The organism is Pacificispira spongiicola, from assembly GCF_012926505.1.
Classification (GTDB): domain Bacteria; phylum Pseudomonadota; class Alphaproteobacteria; order UBA8366; family Aestuariispiraceae; genus Pacificispira; species Pacificispira spongiicola.
The window spans coordinates 900,643-918,916 of record NZ_JABBNT010000001.1; the positions used below are offsets into that span (position 1 = coordinate 900,643).

Annotated in this window: 16 protein-coding genes; 6 read left to right on the plus strand and 10 right to left on the minus strand. The window is 61.3% G+C overall.

What is annotated here, in order from left to right:
* Positions 1-93 precede the first annotated feature (93 nt).
* The 6 genes from HH303_RS04165 to HH303_RS04190 all read left to right on the plus strand — a co-directional run bounded on the left by HH303_RS04165 (position 94) and on the right by HH303_RS04190 (position 6,629).
* Positions 94-936 (plus strand): LysR family transcriptional regulator, encoded by an 843-nt coding sequence (locus tag HH303_RS04165; RefSeq protein WP_169623923.1) that lies wholly within the window; start codon positions 94-96, stop codon positions 934-936.
* A gap of 375 nt (positions 937-1,311) precedes the next feature.
* A complete protein-coding gene (locus tag HH303_RS04170) occupies positions 1,312-2,223 on the plus strand; it encodes an ABC transporter substrate-binding protein (protein ID WP_169623924.1) in 912 nt (303 codons plus the stop codon).
* A gap of 102 nt (positions 2,224-2,325) precedes the next feature.
* Positions 2,326-3,852 (plus strand): sugar ABC transporter ATP-binding protein, encoded by a 1,527-nt coding sequence (locus HH303_RS04175; protein ID WP_169623925.1) that lies wholly within the window; start codon positions 2,326-2,328, stop codon positions 3,850-3,852.
* Positions 3,845-4,870 carry an ABC transporter permease gene (locus tag HH303_RS04180; RefSeq protein WP_169623926.1) on the plus strand — a complete coding sequence of 342 codons (1,026 nt, stop codon included), beginning with the start codon at positions 3,845-3,847 and terminating at the stop codon, positions 4,868-4,870. Before HH303_RS04175 ends, HH303_RS04180 begins: the two co-directional genes overlap by 8 nt.
* Positions 4,867-5,829: a galactofuranose ABC transporter, permease protein YjfF gene (yjfF, locus tag HH303_RS04185; RefSeq protein ID WP_169623927.1), complete on the plus strand. Its 963-nt coding sequence runs from the start codon at positions 4,867-4,869 to the stop codon at positions 5,827-5,829. Before HH303_RS04180 ends, yjfF begins: the two co-directional genes overlap by 4 nt.
* A 14-nt stretch (positions 5,830-5,843) precedes the next feature.
* The gene (locus HH303_RS04190) at positions 5,844-6,629 is read left to right on the plus strand and encodes a FadR/GntR family transcriptional regulator (protein WP_169623928.1); all 786 of its coding nucleotides are present in this window, start codon (positions 5,844-5,846) and stop codon (positions 6,627-6,629) included.
* On the opposite strand, the gene HH303_RS04195 is transcribed toward HH303_RS04190, so the two are convergent.
* From HH303_RS04195 to chvE, 10 genes are all read right to left on the minus strand, one after another.
* On the minus strand, positions 6,626-8,101 hold the full coding sequence (locus HH303_RS04195) for an aldehyde dehydrogenase (NADP(+)) (protein ID WP_319637306.1): 1,476 nt from the start codon (positions 8,099-8,101) through the stop codon (positions 6,626-6,628). The two genes, HH303_RS04190 and HH303_RS04195, sit on opposite strands and share 4 nt — an antisense overlap.
* Before the next feature lie 58 nt (positions 8,102-8,159).
* The gene (locus HH303_RS04200) at positions 8,160-9,053 is read right to left on the minus strand and encodes an SMP-30/gluconolactonase/LRE family protein (RefSeq protein WP_169623930.1); all 894 of its coding nucleotides are present in this window, start codon (positions 9,051-9,053) and stop codon (positions 8,160-8,162) included.
* A 28-nt stretch (positions 9,054-9,081) separates the two neighbouring features.
* Complete coding sequence (locus HH303_RS04205) at positions 9,082-9,999, minus strand: dihydrodipicolinate synthase family protein (protein WP_169623931.1); 918 nt, start codon at positions 9,997-9,999, stop codon at positions 9,082-9,084.
* A complete protein-coding gene (locus tag HH303_RS04210; protein ID WP_169623932.1) occupies positions 9,996-10,643 on the minus strand; it encodes a 2-dehydro-3-deoxy-6-phosphogalactonate aldolase in 648 nt (215 codons plus the stop codon). Before HH303_RS04210 ends, HH303_RS04205 begins: the two co-directional genes overlap by 4 nt.
* Positions 10,640-11,575: a 2-dehydro-3-deoxygalactonokinase gene (locus HH303_RS04215; RefSeq protein WP_169623933.1), complete on the minus strand. Its 936-nt coding sequence runs from the start codon at positions 11,573-11,575 to the stop codon at positions 10,640-10,642. Before HH303_RS04215 ends, HH303_RS04210 begins: the two co-directional genes overlap by 4 nt.
* A 7-nt stretch (positions 11,576-11,582) precedes the next feature.
* The gene (locus HH303_RS04220; protein WP_169623934.1) at positions 11,583-12,569 is read right to left on the minus strand and encodes a Gfo/Idh/MocA family protein; all 987 of its coding nucleotides are present in this window, start codon (positions 12,567-12,569) and stop codon (positions 11,583-11,585) included.
* 13 nt (positions 12,570-12,582) lie between these two features.
* Positions 12,583-14,325, minus strand: a complete 1,743-nt coding sequence (araD, locus tag HH303_RS04225; RefSeq protein ID WP_169623935.1) for an L-arabinonate dehydratase — start codon at positions 14,323-14,325, stop codon at positions 12,583-12,585.
* Positions 14,326-14,362: 37 nt separating this feature from the next.
* Positions 14,363-15,565: a multiple monosaccharide ABC transporter permease gene (gene mmsB, locus HH303_RS04230; protein ID WP_227421505.1), complete on the minus strand. Its 1,203-nt coding sequence runs from the start codon at positions 15,563-15,565 to the stop codon at positions 14,363-14,365.
* Positions 15,566-15,575: 10 nt separating this feature from the next.
* On the minus strand, positions 15,576-17,096 hold the full coding sequence (mmsA, locus tag HH303_RS04235; RefSeq protein WP_169623936.1) for a multiple monosaccharide ABC transporter ATP-binding protein: 1,521 nt from the start codon (positions 17,094-17,096) through the stop codon (positions 15,576-15,578).
* 97 nt (positions 17,097-17,193) lie between these two features.
* Positions 17,194-18,258, minus strand: coding sequence for a multiple monosaccharide ABC transporter substrate-binding protein (gene chvE, locus HH303_RS04240; protein ID WP_169623937.1), 1,065 nt, complete (start codon positions 18,256-18,258; stop codon positions 17,194-17,196).
* Positions 18,259-18,274: the final 16 nt, after the last annotated feature.

Here is an 18,274-nt window from a genome sequence, read left to right on the forward strand (position 1 = left end):
TCTACAAGGTCGCGGAATCACGATGTCACGTTGACGAAATCAGCAGAAATTAATAATTTTTATATCTAGCCATAATGAAAACGATGGTCTCTCATGCAGCCGCTTCAATGGGTCCGCAGCTTCGAAGCCACCGCCCGGCACGGCAATTTCACCCGCGCCGCGCAGGAATTGGGCCTGACCCAAGCCGCCGTCAGTCAGCATGTGAAGGCGCTCGAAACGCGGCTTCGCGTGCAATTGTTCGAGCGCGGGGCGCGGGGCGTCGTTTTGACCGGCGCGGGCTCCGAACTCTATACCTCCGTCGCGGAAGGGATCGGCCGTATCGAAGCGGCATTGGGCAGGTTCGGCGTGACCGACGAACACCGCCTGCATGTGTTGAGCAATGCCAGCTTGTCGTCGGGCTGGCTGACCACCGCTCTGCCCGGTTTCCTGTTCCAGCATCCGGATCTCGACCTGCGGCTTTCGACCGCCCTGTGGCAAACCGACGCCATCGGAGTCCGGGCAGATATCTCGCTTTTTCTGGGACCCGCGACCCAGCCCGGCGCGGTGCCGATTCCGGGGGGTGACATGGTCGTAGTGGGACCTGTGGAGGGCGGAAAGGCCGAAACCTTGATCCGCCTGACGGGTTTCGAGGATTCCTTCGAAGCCTTTCGCCGGTCGCATCATCAGGACGTGCAAGGGCACCTACGGTCTATCGAATGCGACAGTTTTCAGGCCGCCCTGACGATGGCGCAATCGGGCGTCGGGGTTACCTTCGCACCGCGCCTCCTAGCCGTCGCCGCGATCCGGAACGGAAGATTGCGCGATCTCGGGCCCTGTACCTTCCACCCACCGACCGGATACTGGTCGCGGATCGCCAATGCCCATTCGCAAGCCGCCCACGACTTTCAGGATTGGATACGTACCGCCGCCCGGCGCTGGTTAGTCGATAGCGATTGAACAACCGGCATCGACACGGGCATTGACTTGCGGGAAGCCACCCTGTCGTCCCCCTTCGCGCCGATGTGACGGAGGGCTAGCGATCCGCAGGTAAGGCTTCCGCCCCGCCATCGTTAGACCGGTCCCCTATAGAACATCATAAATGCCGCGGCGTTCGTTTCATCGAGCCCGAAAGACCGCCATGCATCCTTAGAGCCGTGGCATTTGTCGCCATTTACCACATCGTCGGACAGACGGCTGAGTCGACTCAGAAATCGGCCCAAAATGGTTCCACTTTGGGCTGTGATTTTAAAAAGTAATATGATATGACTTTTGTGTATAAGGTTGGACCGCCACATCGAAACTAGGTCCGCCACAGACTAGGGAGGTACAATCATGTTAAAGAACGCCTTGGCTGGCGCGGCTTTTGCTGTGTCGGCTCTCGTTTGCTCCACCGCCTTTGCCCAGACCATTGGCTTTTCGCAGGTCGGTTCCGAGGGGGACTGGCGCCCGGCTTTCTCCGCCAACATGCAGGAATCTGCGAAGGACTACGGCATCGATCTCAAATTCGCCAATGCGCAGGGTAAGCAGGAAGAACAGCTTCGCGCCGTTCGCGCCTTCATCGCCCAAGGGGTGGACGCCATCATCATCGCGCCTGTCGTCGTCACCGGGTGGGATCAGGTTCTGCAGGAAGCCAAGGAAGCGGAAATCCCGATCTTCCTTGTCGATCGCGATGTCGAAGTGAAAGACCCGTCGCTGTACGTGACCCGCATTTCCGCCGACTTCAATCTGGAAGGCAAACTGGCCGGTGCATGGCTGGCGGCGGAAAGCAAAGGCACCTGCAAGATCGTCGAACTTCAGGGCACCACGGGGTCCGCACCGGCGATCGAACGCAAGAAAGGCTTCGAAGCGGTCATCGGCCAATTCCCGGCCATGGAAATCGTCGCAACGCAGAGCGGCGACTTCACGACCGAGGGCGGCAAGAAGGTCATGGAAGCCTTCATCAAGTCGACCAACAATCTGGACGGTATCTGCGCGTCCTTCGCCCATAACGACAACATGCAACTGGGCGCGATCCAGGCCATGAAGGAAGCCGGGCTGAAGCCGGGCAAGGATGTCCTGATGGTCTCCGTCGACTATGTCCCGGCCATCGTCGAGGCTCTCAAGGCGGGTGAAGCCAACGCATCCGTCGAACTGCGCTCCGCCGTGGGCAAGTTCATCTATCCGGTAATCCTCGATTACCTCAAGAGCCCGCAAGAACTGCCGAAATGGATTGTCATCCCGTCCGATCTGCACACCGCAAACTGATCGGCGGCACGGTCCGCGCCGCGCGCGGGGTGGTTTCGGCAATAGCCGACCATCCCGCGCCGGGCGCCACGGTTCTACCTTAACGTTACATCGGCGGATACCATGACCACATCCATGACGGCATCGCCGCGTGTGGAAATGCTGGGCGTATCGAAGTCCTTCCCCGGCGTCCGCGCGCTCGACAGCGTCGACCTGACGCTTCATCCGGGCGAAGTTCACGCCTTGCTCGGCGAGAACGGCGCAGGCAAGTCCACATTGATCAAAATACTGACCGGCGCGCTTGAATGCGATCGCGGCGACATCCGGCTTGAGGGCCGCCCCGTTTCCTTCCGCACCACCGGCGAGGCCCAGGCCAGCGGCATTTCGACCGTGTACCAAGAGGTCAACCTGATCCCGGCAATGTCGGTGACGAAGAACCTGACCCTGGAACGAACGGGCGGCCGTCTGGGTTTCGTATCCTGGCGCCGCGCCCGGGAACAGGCGCGCGAGAAGCTGCAACGCCTGAAACTAGACATCAATATCGAACAATCTGTCGGCTCCTACTCTGTCGCGATCCAGCAATTGGTTGCCATCGCGCGGGCCTTGGACGACGACACCAAGGTACTCGTCCTTGATGAACCCACGGCAAGCCTGGACGCGCAGGAAACGGAAACCCTGTTCGGCATTATCCGGGACTTGAAAGCGCGCGGCATCGCCGTGGTGTTCATCACTCATTTCCTGGATCAGGTCTACGAAATCTCGGACCGCATCTCCGTCCTTCGAAACGGCAGCCTTGTCGCCACCAAACCGACGTCGGAGCTTCCCCCGCAAGACCTGGTCGCCATGATGATCGGCCGCGAATTGGGGGACGTGGAGGCCGCCTTCACCAAAAGTGAGAGGAAGGCGCCCGGCGCGGAAAAGGTCGTCGCGAGAAATCTCGGCAAAAAGCGGATGCTGGAGCCGTTCGACCTTGTGCTTCGGGCGGGCGAAGTCGTCGGTCTTGCCGGACTGCTGGGATCCGGTCGAACGGAAACGGCCAAATTGATCTTCGGCGCCATCCGCCATGACAGCGGGTCGCTGTCCGTTCGCGGCACCGAAATTCGCGGCAACTCGCCCCGTCGCGCATTGGACGCCGGGATAGCCTTCTGCCCCGAAGACCGGAAGACTGAAGGACTCGTCGGGGAACTGAGCATCCGCGAAAACATCGTCCTTACCATGCAGGCCAAGGGCGGTTGGCTGAGGCGCATTCCGCATCGAGATCAGGAACGTCTGGCCGATGAGATGATCAAGGCCTTGGCGATTGCCACACCGGATGCGGAAAAGCCCGTCGGACAGCTATCCGGCGGCAATCAGCAAAAGGTCGTGCTGGCCCGGGCGCTGGCGTCAAAGCCTGAGGTTTTGTTGCTGGACGAACCGACACGGGGAATCGATGTCGGCGCCCACGCCGAAATCATCGTTCTGATCCGCGCCCTATGCGACGAGGGGCTTGCCTTGCTGGTCGCCTCTTCGGAACTGGACGAAATCGTTGCGGCATCGGACCGGGTCGCCGTCCTCCGCGACCGACAGAAGATCGGCGAACTGTCCGGTGAGGCGATCAATCACGAAAACATCATTCGCATGATTGCGGGGGGCGGTGCGGACCATGAGTGATAGGGGAACCCTGAACCGGATTATTGCACTGCGCCACAATCGCGCGGTCTGGCCGTTGTTGGCGCTCGCTCTCATCCTGATAGTGGATGGATTCATTTCACCGAACTTCTTCGATATCCGTATCGTCGAAGGCCGTTTGTTCGGCAATTTAATCGATATCCTGTATCGTGCGGTGCCCGCCGCGCTGATCGCGCTCGGCATGGCCGTGGTGATCGGCACGAAGGGAATCGATCTGTCCGTCGGTTCCATCATCGCGATTTGCGGCGCCGTGATCGCTTGGCGGATTCAGGCAGGCGATCCGCATCTGTTGATCCTGTTCTATGCCCTGGTAGCAGGCGCCGTGTGCGGTGTCTGGAACGGCTTTCTTGTCGCCGGTCTGGGCATTCAGCCGATTATCGCGACACTGGTCCTGATGGTCGCGGGGCGCGGCATCGGGCTTTTGATCAACCTGTTTTACGGCGGCACCAATCCCAGCTTCGAAAGCGAATTGCTGCAAGGGTTGAGCACGGGAAACATATGGTTGATCCCGACGCGCCTGTTTGTCGCTCTGGGCCTGTTTCTGGCGCTTTGGGCCTTGATCCGGCGCACGGCGCTCGGGCTGTTCATCGAAGCTGTCGGCGGCAACGCCGCTGCGTCGAACCTGGCCGGTGTGAACTCCCGCCTCGTGACCTTCTTCGCCTATGTCATCTGCGGTGTGATGGCCGCCGCGGCAGGGGTCATCATGACGGCCGACACGCATACGTCGGACCCGGTTTCCGTCGCGATGTACAGTGAGCTAGACGCCATTCTCGCCGTCGTGATCGGCGGGGCGTCATTGGCCGGCGGACGTGTCTTCCTGGGCATGACCGTGATCGGTGCATTGGTCATTCAGGCTCTGACGACGTCGATCCTGATTTCCGGTCTGCCGCCGGAATACAATCTGGTGATCAAGGCGCTTGTCGTTATGGCCGTCCTGTTCCTGCAGTCCGACAACGCGCGCAGCGCGATCAGCCGTCTGATCCCGGGGGGAAGCCGATGAACAAGAAATATCTTCCATTGGCGGCGACGATCGCCGTCTTCATCGGCCTGTTTCTTATCGGCGGCGGTCTTTATCGAAACTTCCTGTCGACGATGGTGTTGGGCAACATTCTCGCCGACAACGCCTTCATCATCATCGCCGCGTTGGGGGCGACCTTCGTCATCCTGTCCGGCGGAATCGACCTGTCGATCGGGTCCATGATCGGATTCGTCGGCGTCTGCATGGCGGTGCTGGATTCCATGGGGTGGCATCCGATGGTTTCCGCCGGGCTGATGATTTTGTTCGGCATCGCCTATGGCGCATTCCAGGGCTTCGTTATCGATTTCTGCCGCATTCAGCCGTTCATCATCACGCTGGCCGGCCTGTTTCTGCTGCGGGGGGCCTGTTTCATGGTCACGTTGGATTCGGTGCCGATCCATCACGACTTCGTCGATGCGTATGCCGCCGCAAAAATTCCGTTGCCGGGACGCGGCGTCCTGCGGAGTTCTGCCCTGGTCATGCTGGCCAGTCTTGTCCTCGCAATCGTCATCGCGCACTTCACCCGCTTCGGAACGAATGTCTATGCCATCGGCGGCGACAAGGAATCAGCGCGCCTGATGGGTGTGCCGATCCGCAGGACCACGATCGGCGTCTATGCGCTTGGTGGATTTTACAGCGCGCTTGCCGGTGTCGTTTATGCACTCTACACCTCCTCGGGATATCCGCTGGCTGGCAGTACGCTGGAATTGTCCGCAATCGCGGCTGTCGTCCTGGGGGGCACATTGCTGACCGGCGGGGTCGGGTTTGTTGTCGGGACCTTGTTCGGGGGCATGATCCTCGGTCTAATCTCGACAATGATCATTTTCCAGGGAACCTTGAACAGTGCCTGGATCATGATCAGCAGCGGGGGACTGCTGTTTATATTCATCGTATTGCATCGTTTCCTCGTCGGATCCTTCAACCTGCGAGGCAATTCCTAAATCGCGGAACGTTCATGACCGAAAAGAGTTCGAGCCAGGCAAGACAGGGACCGATTGCCGATTCCATCGCATCGGAACGAGCCTTCGTGCTTGCCGACACAAAATCCGGCGGCTCGGCTCTGGTCCATCAGATCGGGCGGGAGATCGTCAGCGGTACGTTTCCCGCGGAAACCCGCCTCCCCGACGAAGCGTCGATGCTAAAGCGCTATTCCGTGTCTCGCACGACCCTGCGGGAAGCATACAGCAAACTGGCGGCCAAAGGGATGATCATCGCCCGGCCGAAGGTCGGCACCAGCGTCCGTCAACCGGCCTTCTGGAACATGCTGGATCCGGAGGTCCTGGGCTGGCATCTGGAAATCAAACCGCCGGGAGAGATCGCCCGCGACCTCTATGCCCTGCGCCGAATGGTCGAGCCGACCACGGCCGCCCTTGCCGCGCGCCAGTGCAGCGAGGACGATATCCGAAAGATTGAGGAAGCCTTCGCGGATATGTGCCAGACCTCGCGAAACGAGATAGAGCTGGTGGAAGCGGACCTGCGCTTCCACCTGGAAATCCTCTATGCGTCCCGCAACCATTTTATCGGCGCTTTCAGTGCGCTGATCCACGCCGCGATGATGAGCACCTTTAAGCTGAGTTGGCGCGGGGCGGAAGCGGCCGTTATCAAGACAGAACGGCTGCGCCAGCATGGCGAGGTCGTCGAAGCGATCAAGCAACGCGCCCCCGACCTCGCCCGCAAGCGTATGGAAACCCTCCTGGACGATTCCATCAACGACGTGGTGGAAGCCCTGGCGGACCGTTAAGCGCCGACCAAGTCTTCCGGAAGCAGGCCGTCCGGCAAATTCTGATAGCAGACCGGACGCAGGAAACGACGGATCGCCATGGTCCCGACGGAGGTCGCGCCGAAATTCGTGCTCGCCGGATAGGGGCCGCCATGAACCATGGCGTCGCACACTTCCACCCCTGTCGGATAGCCGTTGGCCAGGACACGACCGGCCTTTCGTTCCAGGATCGGCATCAACCGACGACCGAGTTCCCCATCGCCCGCATCCAGATGCAGCGTGCAGGTCAACTGCCCGTGCAGGCTCTTGGCGACGGCGATCATCTCGGCCTCGTCCGATACTCGAATAACGACGCCCAAGGGGCCGAAGACCTCTTCCCCCAGAATCTCGTCGGCAAGCCATTCCGTCCCCGTCGCCTCAAACAGATAGGGCGTCGCATTGCGCAGGTCGCAGGTGCTGGTCAAAATCTCCCGAACCCCCTTGACGGCGGCGACGCGTTCCCGACCCTTGCGATAGGCTGCCGCGATACCGTCGGTCAGCATCGTCTGCGCGCCGATCGGCTCCAGCGCCTTGACGGCGGCATCGACGAAGGCGTCCGCGTCCGGCCCGTCGATCACAACCGCGATACCCGGATTGGTGCAGAACTGGCCCGCCCCCATGGTCAAGGACCCGACCCAGCCTTCTGCAACCTGCGCCCCCCGTTCGGAAAGCGCCTTGGGCAACAGAAACATCGGGTTCACGGAACCCAACTCGCCAAAGAACGGGATCGGGTCTTCCCGCTGAACGCACAGATCGAACAACGCCCGTCCGGCGCGAAGCGACCCGGTAAACCCGACGGCACGAATCAACGGATGGCGGACCAGCGCTTGGCCAACCTCTATCCCGTCGCTTTGAATGAAGGAAAAGACACCCGGATCGACACCGGTCGCCTTGATGGCCGCATCAATTGCCTGGGCGACGATCTCGCCCGTACCCGGATGGGCGGGATGTCCCTTCACAACAACCGGACACCCGGCGGCCAGCGCGGATGCCGTGTCGCCCCCGGCGGTCGAAAACGCCAAAGGAAAGTTTGAGGCGCCGAACACCGCGACCGGACCGACCGGACGCTGGATCATACGAATATCGGGACGTGGCAACGGTTGGCGGTCGGGCAGCGCCGCGTCGTGGCGACGGTCCAGATAGGCGCCGTCCAGAATATGTTGCGCGAACAGGCGAAGCTGCCCGGTCGTGCGACCGCGTTCTCCATTCAACCGCGCTTCCGGCAAGCCGGTTTCCGCCGTGCCGATCTGGGTCAACGCCGCGCCGCGCGCCTCGATCTCGTCGGCAATGGCGTTCAGGAAGGCCGCGCGTTCCGCCCGCGTCGAATAGCCATAGGACCAGAAGGCCTCTTCCGCCGCCCGAACGGCAGCGTCGACATGCGCCGCGGTTCCGACGGAAAACCGCGCGGGCGCTCCCGAAACCGGGGCGTTTTCAAAGGTTGTGTCGCCAGACACCCATTCTCCGGCAATAAGGTGGTTTCCCGTCAACATCGGCACTCTCCTATTCTCTATTTCACCCAAGGCGGAACGCCGGATCGGCCTTCCCCCGGAATCCACCATCGATAACATATGTGAAGCCGGCCCCCGGATCCGCCGCTCGGGCAGCCTCCGAATAGCCCTGCCAAGCCGTCGTGACCAGCATTCGGTCCAGGTTCGGACCGACGAAGCAAGGGCAACTCGACTGGGCGGCCGGGATTTCGAAGGACCGCAGCAGCTCCCCGGACGGGGAAAAGCCGGATACGGAACCGCCGCCCCATGCCGCGTTCCATAGAACATCGTCGGCATCCGTGGCCGACCCGTCGAAATAGCCGCCGAACGGCAAATCCTTTTCGGTAAGGAACGTCTCCGGTTCGCCGATCGGCAGGGCGGTTTTCGCGTCCAATGGAACCCGCCAAACCGTATTCACCGCCGTGTCTGCGAAATATCCGGTCTTGCCGTCGGCGGAAAAGCAGATGGAATTCGGGATCGTCACATTCCGGAACATCGGCTTCAGAACCTGACCGTCATAGCAGTATATCGTCCCAGCCTGCCATTCCGACTTCCGCCCCATGGTCCCGATCCACAATCGCCCCGATGGATGGACACGACCGTCGTTCGACCGGGTATCGGGATTGTCCGCCTCCATCGCGACAAGGCGCGTCAACGATCCACCCGCGACAGTGCGTAGATAGAGACCGTCATCCATGGCCAGCAATTGGCGACCCGCATCCACCCGCGCGGCATAGGACGCCATGCGCGGCAGCGCGTGAACGAGGGCGACGCCGGTATCGAACCGATATTCATGCAACGCCTTGCCGACGATATCGCACCACCAAGCGGTATCCGTTTCCCGGTCGTAACCGGGCCCTTCCCCCAACTCGCAACAATCGGTGGGCAATTTGGTCGTTCGGGATTGTTCAACAGTCATGGCGGGTTCTCCCTTCGCGACGCAGATATCAATTCCCCCAGCGCAGGGCCAAAACGTCCAGTCCGCGCGCGAGATTCAGCAAACGCTCGCGGGTTCTCTGCGACATCGGTTTCAGCGGATGACGGACGGCATCGCTGCGGATCACGCCGCCCTCTTTCATCACGACCTTCGCGGCGCGCAGACCGCATTGCCGGTTTTCATGATTGATCAACGGCAGGCACAGTTGCCATTGCGTCAGGGCCGCATCGATATCGCCCGTCCGGTAGTGGGTGATGATGGGACGGATCTTGTCCGGGAACATCGCCGACGTCATGCTGCCCGTGGCCCCGGCATCCAGATCCGCCAGCAGGGTGACCGCCTCTTCCCCGTCGAAGGGTCCGTCGATATGCGCGCCCGCCACATCGATCAGCGCCGCCAGCTTGTCCGCCGCGAAGGGGCATTCGATCTTGAAGTAGCTGACATTGGCCAGATCGCGGGCCAGCCGGGCAAGCAGGTCGACCGACAGCGTCACGCCGGACAGAGGCGCGTCCTGCACCATGATCGGGATGGAAATCGCGCGGTTCACGGCCTCGAAATGTTCGAAAATTCCCTGCGGCGCGGGGAACAGTCCGGATCCGTGATAGGGCGGCATCATCATCACCATGGCCGCGCCCATGGCCTGGGCCGCCTTCGCGCGGGCGACGACAATATCCGTGGAAAAGTGACTGATCGTCACGATAACCGGAACGCGTCCGGCCACATGTTCCAGGCTGATGCGCATCAGCAAGGCGCGTTCGTCGTCGGACAGCAGGAACTGTTCGGAATAATTCGCCAGGATGCAGATCGCATCCACGCCCTGGTCGATCATGCAATCGAGGACACGGCGCATGCCGTCTTCATCGACCCGCCCGTCTTCATGGAAGGGTGTCGGGGCGACGGGAAGAATGCCGGTCAATTTATCTTTCATAACGCTTGCTCCTGAAAAACGGGCGAAGAAGAAGATCCCGCAGCCATCGCGGCATCGTAGGCGGCGACGATTTCCGACGCATTCGCCGCCACGCGTTCCACCGTATCGCCGGGTTGATACAGGGCGGTTCCGATCCCGAACCCGGCCGCACCGGCCTTCAGCCAAGCCGCAAAATTGGACGGCCCCACCCCGCCGACGGCGTAGAGATCGGTCCCGGCAGGCAATACCGCCTTGATCGCGGCCAGACCGCCCGGTCCGACAACGGAGCCCGGAAAGAGTTTCAAGGCGCTGGCTCCCGCATGCAACGCGATGAAGCATTCGCTGGGCGTCATGACACCGGGTATGGAGATCATGCCGCGATCCCGAGTCCTTGCGATGACTGCCGGATCGCAATTCGGCGACACGACCAGCGTTCCGCCGGCATCGGCCACCGCATCCACGTCTTCCACCGTCAGAACCGTCCCCGCCCCGATTGTCGCACGATCGCCGAAACGATCCACGAGGGACCGGATCGACGTCAATGGATCGGGCGAGTTCAACGGGACCTCGATGGTCATGAGACCGGCGGCGACAATCGCCTCGGCGATCGGCGTCACCTCCCGCGGCGTGACGCCACGCAGGATCGCAACGAGGGCGCGGGTCATGCGGCGTCTTCCAAAAGTGCCCGATAGACGGCCCCCAAACCGGCGAGGGTCAGCTTTTCCGCATTCTCGCGGATGAACTCCGCGCCCGCGACTTCAAAAGCCAGGGCATATTTTTCCGCCAATGGATCGGATGCGACCAGATGCACCGCGCCGTCCGCCCAATAGGATCGCGTGGCCGAAAGTTCCGCGCCGACCAACAATCCGGACAGGCGCGATACGGCGACGCCGGGACCGACCCAGGACAACAGGTCATTCGCCCGTAGACCAAACAGCCGTGCCGTTAAGGTTTCCGGGTGCTGAAGGCCTTCATCGACACCCTCACGAAATGCGGTCTCGCTGAACGCCCCTTCGCTCAATGAAAGACGAAGGATCGTGTGACCGGCAATCGCCGCGAACAATTCCCCCGTCATGACGGTTGTGAATTCCGCTATACCGCCCCGGTCGATACGGCACCATTTGCTATGCGTTCCCGGCAGGCAGGCGACGCCGTCGCGCAGATTTTCCGCGCTTATCAGACCGGCAATCGCGGTTTCCTCCCCCCGCATGACATCGGGGGCATCCTTCTGCCGCAGGCCGGGCAGGATCGTGACCGACAGACGCGGGTCCCGGCACGGCACGCGGGTCAGGTCGCCCACATCCCCCAACGTGCAGGGAACGGTGCGGTACCCCGCCTCACGCCAGCCGCCCCGCGCGCCCGCCATTCCGCACACGACCACGGGCATCGGCGCTCCTTCCGCCACGGGAAGGAAATCGGATACAAGCGCTGTCAGGACCCGCTCGTAGTCCGCGGACGACAGGGTGCTCATTCCGTCTTCGCTTTGGCGGGCGGCGAGCACCGTTCCATTGGCCGTCATCGCCCAGACGCGCAGCCGCGACGTTCCCCAATCGACGGCGATCCAATCCGGCCTGCGTTTCGAGTCCTGATCCGGCATGGCGGCCTCACTCTATAAACGGTTCGACGCTGACACGCGTGCCGAGGAGAAATGCGTCGGCGACATGCGCCATGGGGGCAAGGTCCATGTCGGACTCGCCGTTCCGGACGAGCGCCGCCATCTGCGCATAAAGACGCGGATATTCGCCCTGTAGCGGATTGCCGTCCCCAGGGTCACCATCACTGGGGCCACTATCACTGGGGCCACCATCACTGGAATCGCCCGGCTGATCGACTCCATCGATCCGAAGATGCGCGCCGCCGTCGGATAGGACCAAGGTCCCCTCTTCCGTTTCGGCTTCCATGGTCCAGGTCTGCTCCCCTTCCTGAAGGAAGTCGAATTCCGCGCTGATCAGCGCCCCGTGCGGATGCGAGAACCGCAGTTCCGCCGCAACCGGCATCGTCACGTTTTCAGGAACGGAGAGCACTGCCGCCGTCAAGTGAATGGGATCCGGCAGTATCTTGGTCAGGATCGACAGCGCGTTGATACCGGGATCGAAGACACCCAGTCCGGCGGGTTGCCAAATCCATTCCTGGCCCGGATGCCAGCGCCGCACATCTTCTTTCCAAGTAATATGCAATTGTCGCAGTTTTCGGGTGCCGAGCCACGCCTTCGCGGCATCGACCTGCGCCGCCTCCCTGGAATGCCATGTCGCGAAGATCGACACACCGGCTTCCGCCGCCCGATCCTTCAACGCAAAGCATTCCGACAGCGTGGCCCCAGGCGGCTTTTCCAGCATCACGTTCCGGCCCGCCGCGATGGCGGCGGAGGCATAGGTAAATCGCGGCGCGGGCGGCACGCAAAAGGACACGGTGCCGATATCCGGATTTTCATCCAGCATCCGGCTGAAATCCGTATAGGCCGGGACGCCGTCCACACTGCCCTCCCGCGATACGGTCGCGGCAAGGTCCCAATCCGTTGAGGCGGCGATCGCCGGAACGTGCTGATCGCGGGCGATCTTTCCGATACCGACAAGGGCGATCTTGTTGGCCATCAGTGCTTCTCCCTCAATGCGATTCTCGGGCGACGCCCGAACCACGGCACCCTTTCAGGAAATCGAGATCGGCCCCGGTATCGGCGCCCTCGACATGATCGTGATGCAACATGGCATAGCCCGATACGGGCCGCTCCACCGTCGGCTTCCATTCCTTCAGTCTCGCGGCAAGCTCCGCGTCGGAAATGTCGAGATGCAGACGCCGCGCGGCAACATCCAGATCGATCATGTCGCCGTCCCTGACCACCGCCAGCGGTCCCCCGGCTGCCGCTTCCGGGCTGGTATGCAGCACCACCGTGCCGTAAGCCGTCCCCGACATGCGTGCGTCGGAAATACGGACCATGTCGGTGATGCCTTTTTTTAGAACCTTCGGCGGCAGCCCCATATTTCCGACCTCGGCCATGCCGGGATATCCCTTGGGCCCACAGTTCTTCAGGACCATGATGCAGGTCTCGTCGATATCCAGGGCGTCGTCGTTGATTTTCGCCTTGTAGTCGTCGATATCCTCGAACACGATGGCGCGGCCGCGATGTTTCATCAGATGCGGCGACGCGGCGGACGGTTTGATCACCGCGCCCTTGGGCGCGAGATTGCCCTGCAGAACGGCGATCCCGCCCTGTTGCGTCAGCGCCTTTTCCACGGGCAGGATGACATCCTCGTTGTGATTCGTGACATCCTTGACCTGATCCCAGATCGGCCCGCCGGAAACGGTCAGGGCATCCTTGTGCAGCAGCCCGGCCTCGCCCAGCCGCTTCAGGACGACCGGCAAGCCACCGGCATAGAAGAATTCCTCCATCAGGTATTTGCCGGACGGCATCAGGTTCACAATGGTCGCAACATCGCGGCCGCAGCGGTCCCAATCGTCCAGTGACAGATCTACGCCGACACGGCCCGCAATCGCCAACAGATGGACAACCGCGTTGGTCGATCCGCCGATCGCACCATTGGTGCGGATCGCGTTCTCGAAGGCCTGCTTGGTCATCACGTCGGACGGTTTCAGGTCGTCCTTCACCATGTCCACGATGCGGCGCCCCGACATCTGGGCCATCACGCGCCGGCGGCTGTCGACCGCCGGAATGGCGGCGTTGCCGGACAACGCCATGCCCAAGGCTTCCGCCATGGACGCCATGGTCGACGCGGTCCCCATCGTATTGCAGGACCCCGGCGATCGAGACATCGACGCCTCCGCCTCTACGAACTCGTCCGCGCTCATCTCCCCGGCCTTCACCGCTTCGGAGAATATCCAAAGATGCGTCCCGGACCCGACGCGTTCTCCCTTGAAATAGCCGTTCAGCATCGGCCCGCCAGTCACGACGATAGACGGGATATCCACCGACGCCGCCCCCATCAGCAAGCTCGGCGTCGTCTTGTCGCAACCGACCAGAAGGACACATCCGTCCATCGGTTGCCCGCGGATGGCTTCCTCCACGGACAGCGCTGCCAGGTTCCGGAACATCATCGCCGTCGGACGGAACGTGCTTTCAGAGGCGGAGAAAACCGGTACCTCAACCGGAAAACCGCCTGCTTCGAACACGCCGTTCTTCACCCGCTCCGCCAGATCGCGCAGATGCGCGTTGCAGGGGGTCAGTTCCGACCACGTGTTCAGGATGCCGATAACCGGTCTGCCGTCGAACATATCATGCGGTAAACCCTGGTTCTTCATCCAGCCACGGTGATAAATCTGGTCCCGACCCGCACCGCCGAACCATTCCTGGGACCGAAGTTTGCGCGGCCATTTTTTTGGTTTGAAACTCACTTGATCCCTCCGACAGGAGACCGGGGCGTCACCGCTCTCAGCTCTGTTTCCGTTTGTTGTAAACGTCGAAAATAACGGCCGCGAGCAGGACCAATCCCTTGATGACCTGCTGGTAATCGATGCCGATCCCCATGATGGACATGCCGTTGTTCATGACGCCCATGATGAAGGCCCCGACCACGGCGCCCACAATCGTACCAACCCCGCCCGACATGGATGCGCCGCCGATGAAGACCGCCGCGATCACGTCCAATTCCACGGCAAAGCCGGCCTTCGGGGTGGCGGTGTTCAGGCGCGCGGCGAAGATCAGTCCCGCCAAGGCGGCAAGCATCCCCATATTCACGAAGCTCAGGAAGGTCAGCCTTTCGGTTCTGATCCCGGAAAGCTTTGCCGCCTTCTCGTTCCCTCCGAGAGCATAGATACGCCGCCCCAGCGTCGTCCGTTCCGTCAGGATCGCGTAGATCACCGTCAGGACCACCATGGAGATCAACACATTCGGCAATCCGCGGAAGGTCGACAGCTTATAGGTGATGAACAACAACGCCCCCGCGACGATCAGATTGCGGGCATAGAAGAAAGGCGCCGGTTCGTTTTCCACGCCGAACTTCCGGTTATGCGCCCGGTTGCGCAGCGCAACCCAGAAGATCAGCATCACCGCGACGGCACCGGCCGCAAGGGCGGTTCCGTTCGGTCGGCCGATCCCGAAAATATCCGGGATGAACCCGGTCGACAGAGCCTGAAATTCCTTCGGGAAAGGACCGACGGACTGACCTTCCAACAGCCAAAGCGACAGGCCCCGGAACACAAGCATCCCGGCCAGAGTCACGATGAATGACGGAATCTTCCAATAGGCGATCCAATATCCCTGCGCCGCGCCGATCGCACAGCCGACCAACACGCAGATCAGGATCGCGCCATAGACCGGCACGCCCCATTCGACGATCATCACCGCCGCCAGCGCGCCGATAAAGCCCATCACCGACCCGACCGACAGGTCAATATTGCCGGACACGATGACGATCAGCATGCCCAGCGCCATGATGATGATATAGCTGTTCTGCAGGAACAGATTGGTGATGTTCACCGGGCGCAGCAATGTGCCCGACGTGACGATTTGAAAGAATCCCATGATCGCGATCAACGCGAGCAATAGCCCGTATTCGCGCAAATGCCGTTTCAGATACGCACCGATCCCCGACGCCATACCCGGTTTGTTATCGCTGGCTTGAACGCTCGCCATACCCCGCTCCCTAATGTGTCACGATCAATGACATGATGCGTTCCTGGCTTGCTTCCTCCGCCGAAAGCTCCCCCACGAAAGCGCCTTCATTCATCACATAGATGCGGTCGCACATGCCCAGCATCTCCGGCATTTCGGAAGAGATCATGAGGATCCCTTTCCCCCGCGCCGACAGATCGTTGATGATATTGTAGATTTCGAATTTCGCGCCGACATCGATGCCTCGGGTCGGTTCGTCCAGGATCAGGACGTCGGGTTCCGTGAACAACCATTTGGACAAAACGACCTTTTGCTGGTTGCCGCCGGACAGATTCATCGCCTTCTGGAAAACGCTGGGCGCGCGAATGTTCATCGCCTCGCGATACCCCTCGGCGACCTGGGTTTCCCGGTTCTCGCTGATCATGCTGCGGTTGGAAACGGCGGGCAGATTGGACAGCGTGATGTTCCGGTTGATCCCCTCCTCCAGTATCAGGCCCAGCGTCTTCCGGTCTTCGGTCACATAGGCGAGCCCGGCGTCGATGGCCCGGTCCACCCGGGACACGTCGATCGGCTGGCCATGCAGCGAGACTTCCCCGGAAATGTTCTGGCCATAGCTGCGACCGAAGATGCTCATGGCCAGTTCCGTACGACCGGCCCCCATCAACCCCGCGATGCCGACCACTTCGCCCGCCCTCACGGATAGGCTGACATCCCGGATGATCTGGCGGTCCGCATGCAGCGGATGCCAGACATTCCAGTTCCGGACTTCCAGCAGGGTATCGCCCGCGCGGCGTTCGCGTTCCGGATAACGATGCGCCATGTCCCGCCCGACCATATCCCGGACGATGCGGCCTTCCGTAATCTCGTCGGTCGCGGCGTCGAGGGTGGAGATCGTCGCGCCGTCCCTGATGACGGTGACGCGATCCGCCACGCGACGCACCTCGTTCAATTTGTGGCTGATAATGATGGACGTCACGCCCTGCGCCTTCAGTTCCAACAGCAGGTCCAGCAAGGCCGCGCTGTCGTTTTCGGACAGGGCCGCCGTCGGCTCGTCCAAAATCAGTAACCGCACATCCTTGGACAGCGCCTTGGCGATTTCGACAAGCTGTTGCTTGCCGACGCCCAGAGTGTCCACCAGGGTCGACGGCGCTTCGGCCAATCCGACCTTCTTCAACAAGGCTTCCGTGCGGCGAAACGTTTCGCGCCAATCGATGAAACCGTGCGATGCGCATTCGTTGCCGAGGAACAGGTTTTCCGCGATGGACAACAACGGCACGAGCGCCAGTTCCTGATGGATGATAATGATGCCGCGCTTTTCGCTGTCGGCGATACCGTTGAACGCCACGGGCACGCCGTCATAGCGGATTTCGCCATCGTAGCTGCCGGACGGATAGACGCCGGACAGAACCTTCATCAGCGTTGACTTACCCGCGCCATTCTCGCCCACCAGGGCGTGAATTTCGCCTTCCCGAACGGTCAGGTTGACCGAGTCGAGCGCCTTCACACCGGGAAAGGTTTTCGTGATGGCACACATTTCCAACAACGCGGTCATTGGAGCGGTTTCCGTTTGAATCGTCATTTCGGGGACTTGGGTCGGCGACGCCCATCCGCACCGAACCGGATGCGGATGGGCGGCTACCGCTACCGTGTTATTTGATCTGGTCCATCGTGTAGTAACCGGACCCGATCAACACTTCTTCCCAGTTCGACGCATCGACGGATACCGGTTCCAGCAAATAGGACGGGACGACTTTGACGCCGTTGTCATAGGTGCTGGTATCGTTGATTTCCGGCTCGCTGCCCGACAGCAGGGCGTTGACCATGCCGACCGTAACGCGGGCCAGTTCACGCGTATCCTTGAACACGGTGGAATACTGTTCGCCCGCCAGGATCGACTTGACCGACTGAACTTCTGCGTCCTGACCGGTGACGATCGGCATCTTCAGGTCGCCGGATCCGTACCCGACGCCTTTCAGCGACGACAGGATGCCGATGGACAGACCGTCATACGGCGACAGAACGCCGTGAACCTGCTTGTCCGTGTAATGCGCGGACAGAAGGTTATCCATGCGGGCCTGGGCGACCGCACCGTCCCAGCGCAGCGTGCCGACCGTATCCATGCCCATCTGACCGGAAACGATAACCACCTTGCCGGAATCGATCAGCGGCTGCAGGACGCTCATCGCACCGTTGTAGAAGAAGTAGGCGTTGTTGTCGTCCGGGGAGCCGCCGAACAATTCGACATTGTACGGGCCGTCGCCGAAACGTTCCTCCAGCCCCTTCACCAACGAGGTCGCCTGCTGAACGCCAACCTTGAAGTTATCGAAAGTGGCATAATAGTCGACATTGGCGCTGTCGCGGATCAGGCGGTCATAGGCGATGACCTTGATGCCGGACGCCGCCGCGTTTTCCAGGGCGTTCGACAGGGTCGTCCCGTCGATCGCGGCGATGACCAGGACGTCGACGCCCTTGGTGATCATGTTTTCGATTTGCGCCAACTGGTTCGGAATGTCGTCTTCCGCATATTGCAGATCGGTGGCGTAGCCCGCGGCCTCCGCCTGTTCGACCATGGAGTTGCCGTCCGAAATCCAGCGCGCCGACGATTTTGTCGGCATGGCAATGCCAACGGTGCCTTTGTCTTGTGCGAAAGCGGGCGCAGACAGCAACCCGGCGCCGATGGCCAGACCGGCCATCAAGGAAACCATTCTCTTCATTTTTTCCTCCCAAAAT

Coding starts and splice junctions, on each gene's coding strand:
- HH303_RS04220 (WP_169623934.1), bottom strand. CDS start 12,569: ATGGCCAACAAGATCGCCCTTGTCGGTATCGGAAAGATCGCCCGCGAT.
- yjfF (WP_169623927.1), top strand. CDS start 4,867: ATGAACAAGAAATATCTTCCATTGGCGGCGACGATCGCCGTCTTCATC.
- HH303_RS04175 (WP_169623925.1), top strand. CDS start 2,326: ATGACCACATCCATGACGGCATCGCCGCGTGTGGAAATGCTGGGCGTA.
- HH303_RS04210 (WP_169623932.1), bottom strand. CDS start 10,643: ATGACCCGCGCCCTCGTTGCGATCCTGCGTGGCGTCACGCCGCGGGAG.
- HH303_RS04170 (WP_169623924.1), top strand. CDS start 1,312: ATGTTAAAGAACGCCTTGGCTGGCGCGGCTTTTGCTGTGTCGGCTCTC.
- HH303_RS04180 (WP_169623926.1), top strand. CDS start 3,845: ATGAGTGATAGGGGAACCCTGAACCGGATTATTGCACTGCGCCACAAT.
- HH303_RS04190 (WP_169623928.1), top strand. CDS start 5,844: ATGACCGAAAAGAGTTCGAGCCAGGCAAGACAGGGACCGATTGCCGAT.
- mmsA (WP_169623936.1), bottom strand. CDS start 17,096: ATGACCGCGTTGTTGGAAATGTGTGCCATCACGAAAACCTTTCCCGGT.
- HH303_RS04165 (WP_169623923.1), top strand. CDS start 94: ATGCAGCCGCTTCAATGGGTCCGCAGCTTCGAAGCCACCGCCCGGCAC.
- chvE (WP_169623937.1), bottom strand. CDS start 18,258: ATGAAGAGAATGGTTTCCTTGATGGCCGGTCTGGCCATCGGCGCCGGG.
- mmsB (WP_227421505.1), bottom strand. CDS start 15,565: ATGGCGAGCGTTCAAGCCAGCGATAACAAACCGGGTATGGCGTCGGGG.
- HH303_RS04215 (WP_169623933.1), bottom strand. CDS start 11,575: ATGCCGGATCAGGACTCGAAACGCAGGCCGGATTGGATCGCCGTCGAT.
- HH303_RS04200 (WP_169623930.1), bottom strand. CDS start 9,053: ATGACTGTTGAACAATCCCGAACGACCAAATTGCCCACCGATTGTTGC.
- HH303_RS04205 (WP_169623931.1), bottom strand. CDS start 9,999: ATGAAAGATAAATTGACCGGCATTCTTCCCGTCGCCCCGACACCCTTC.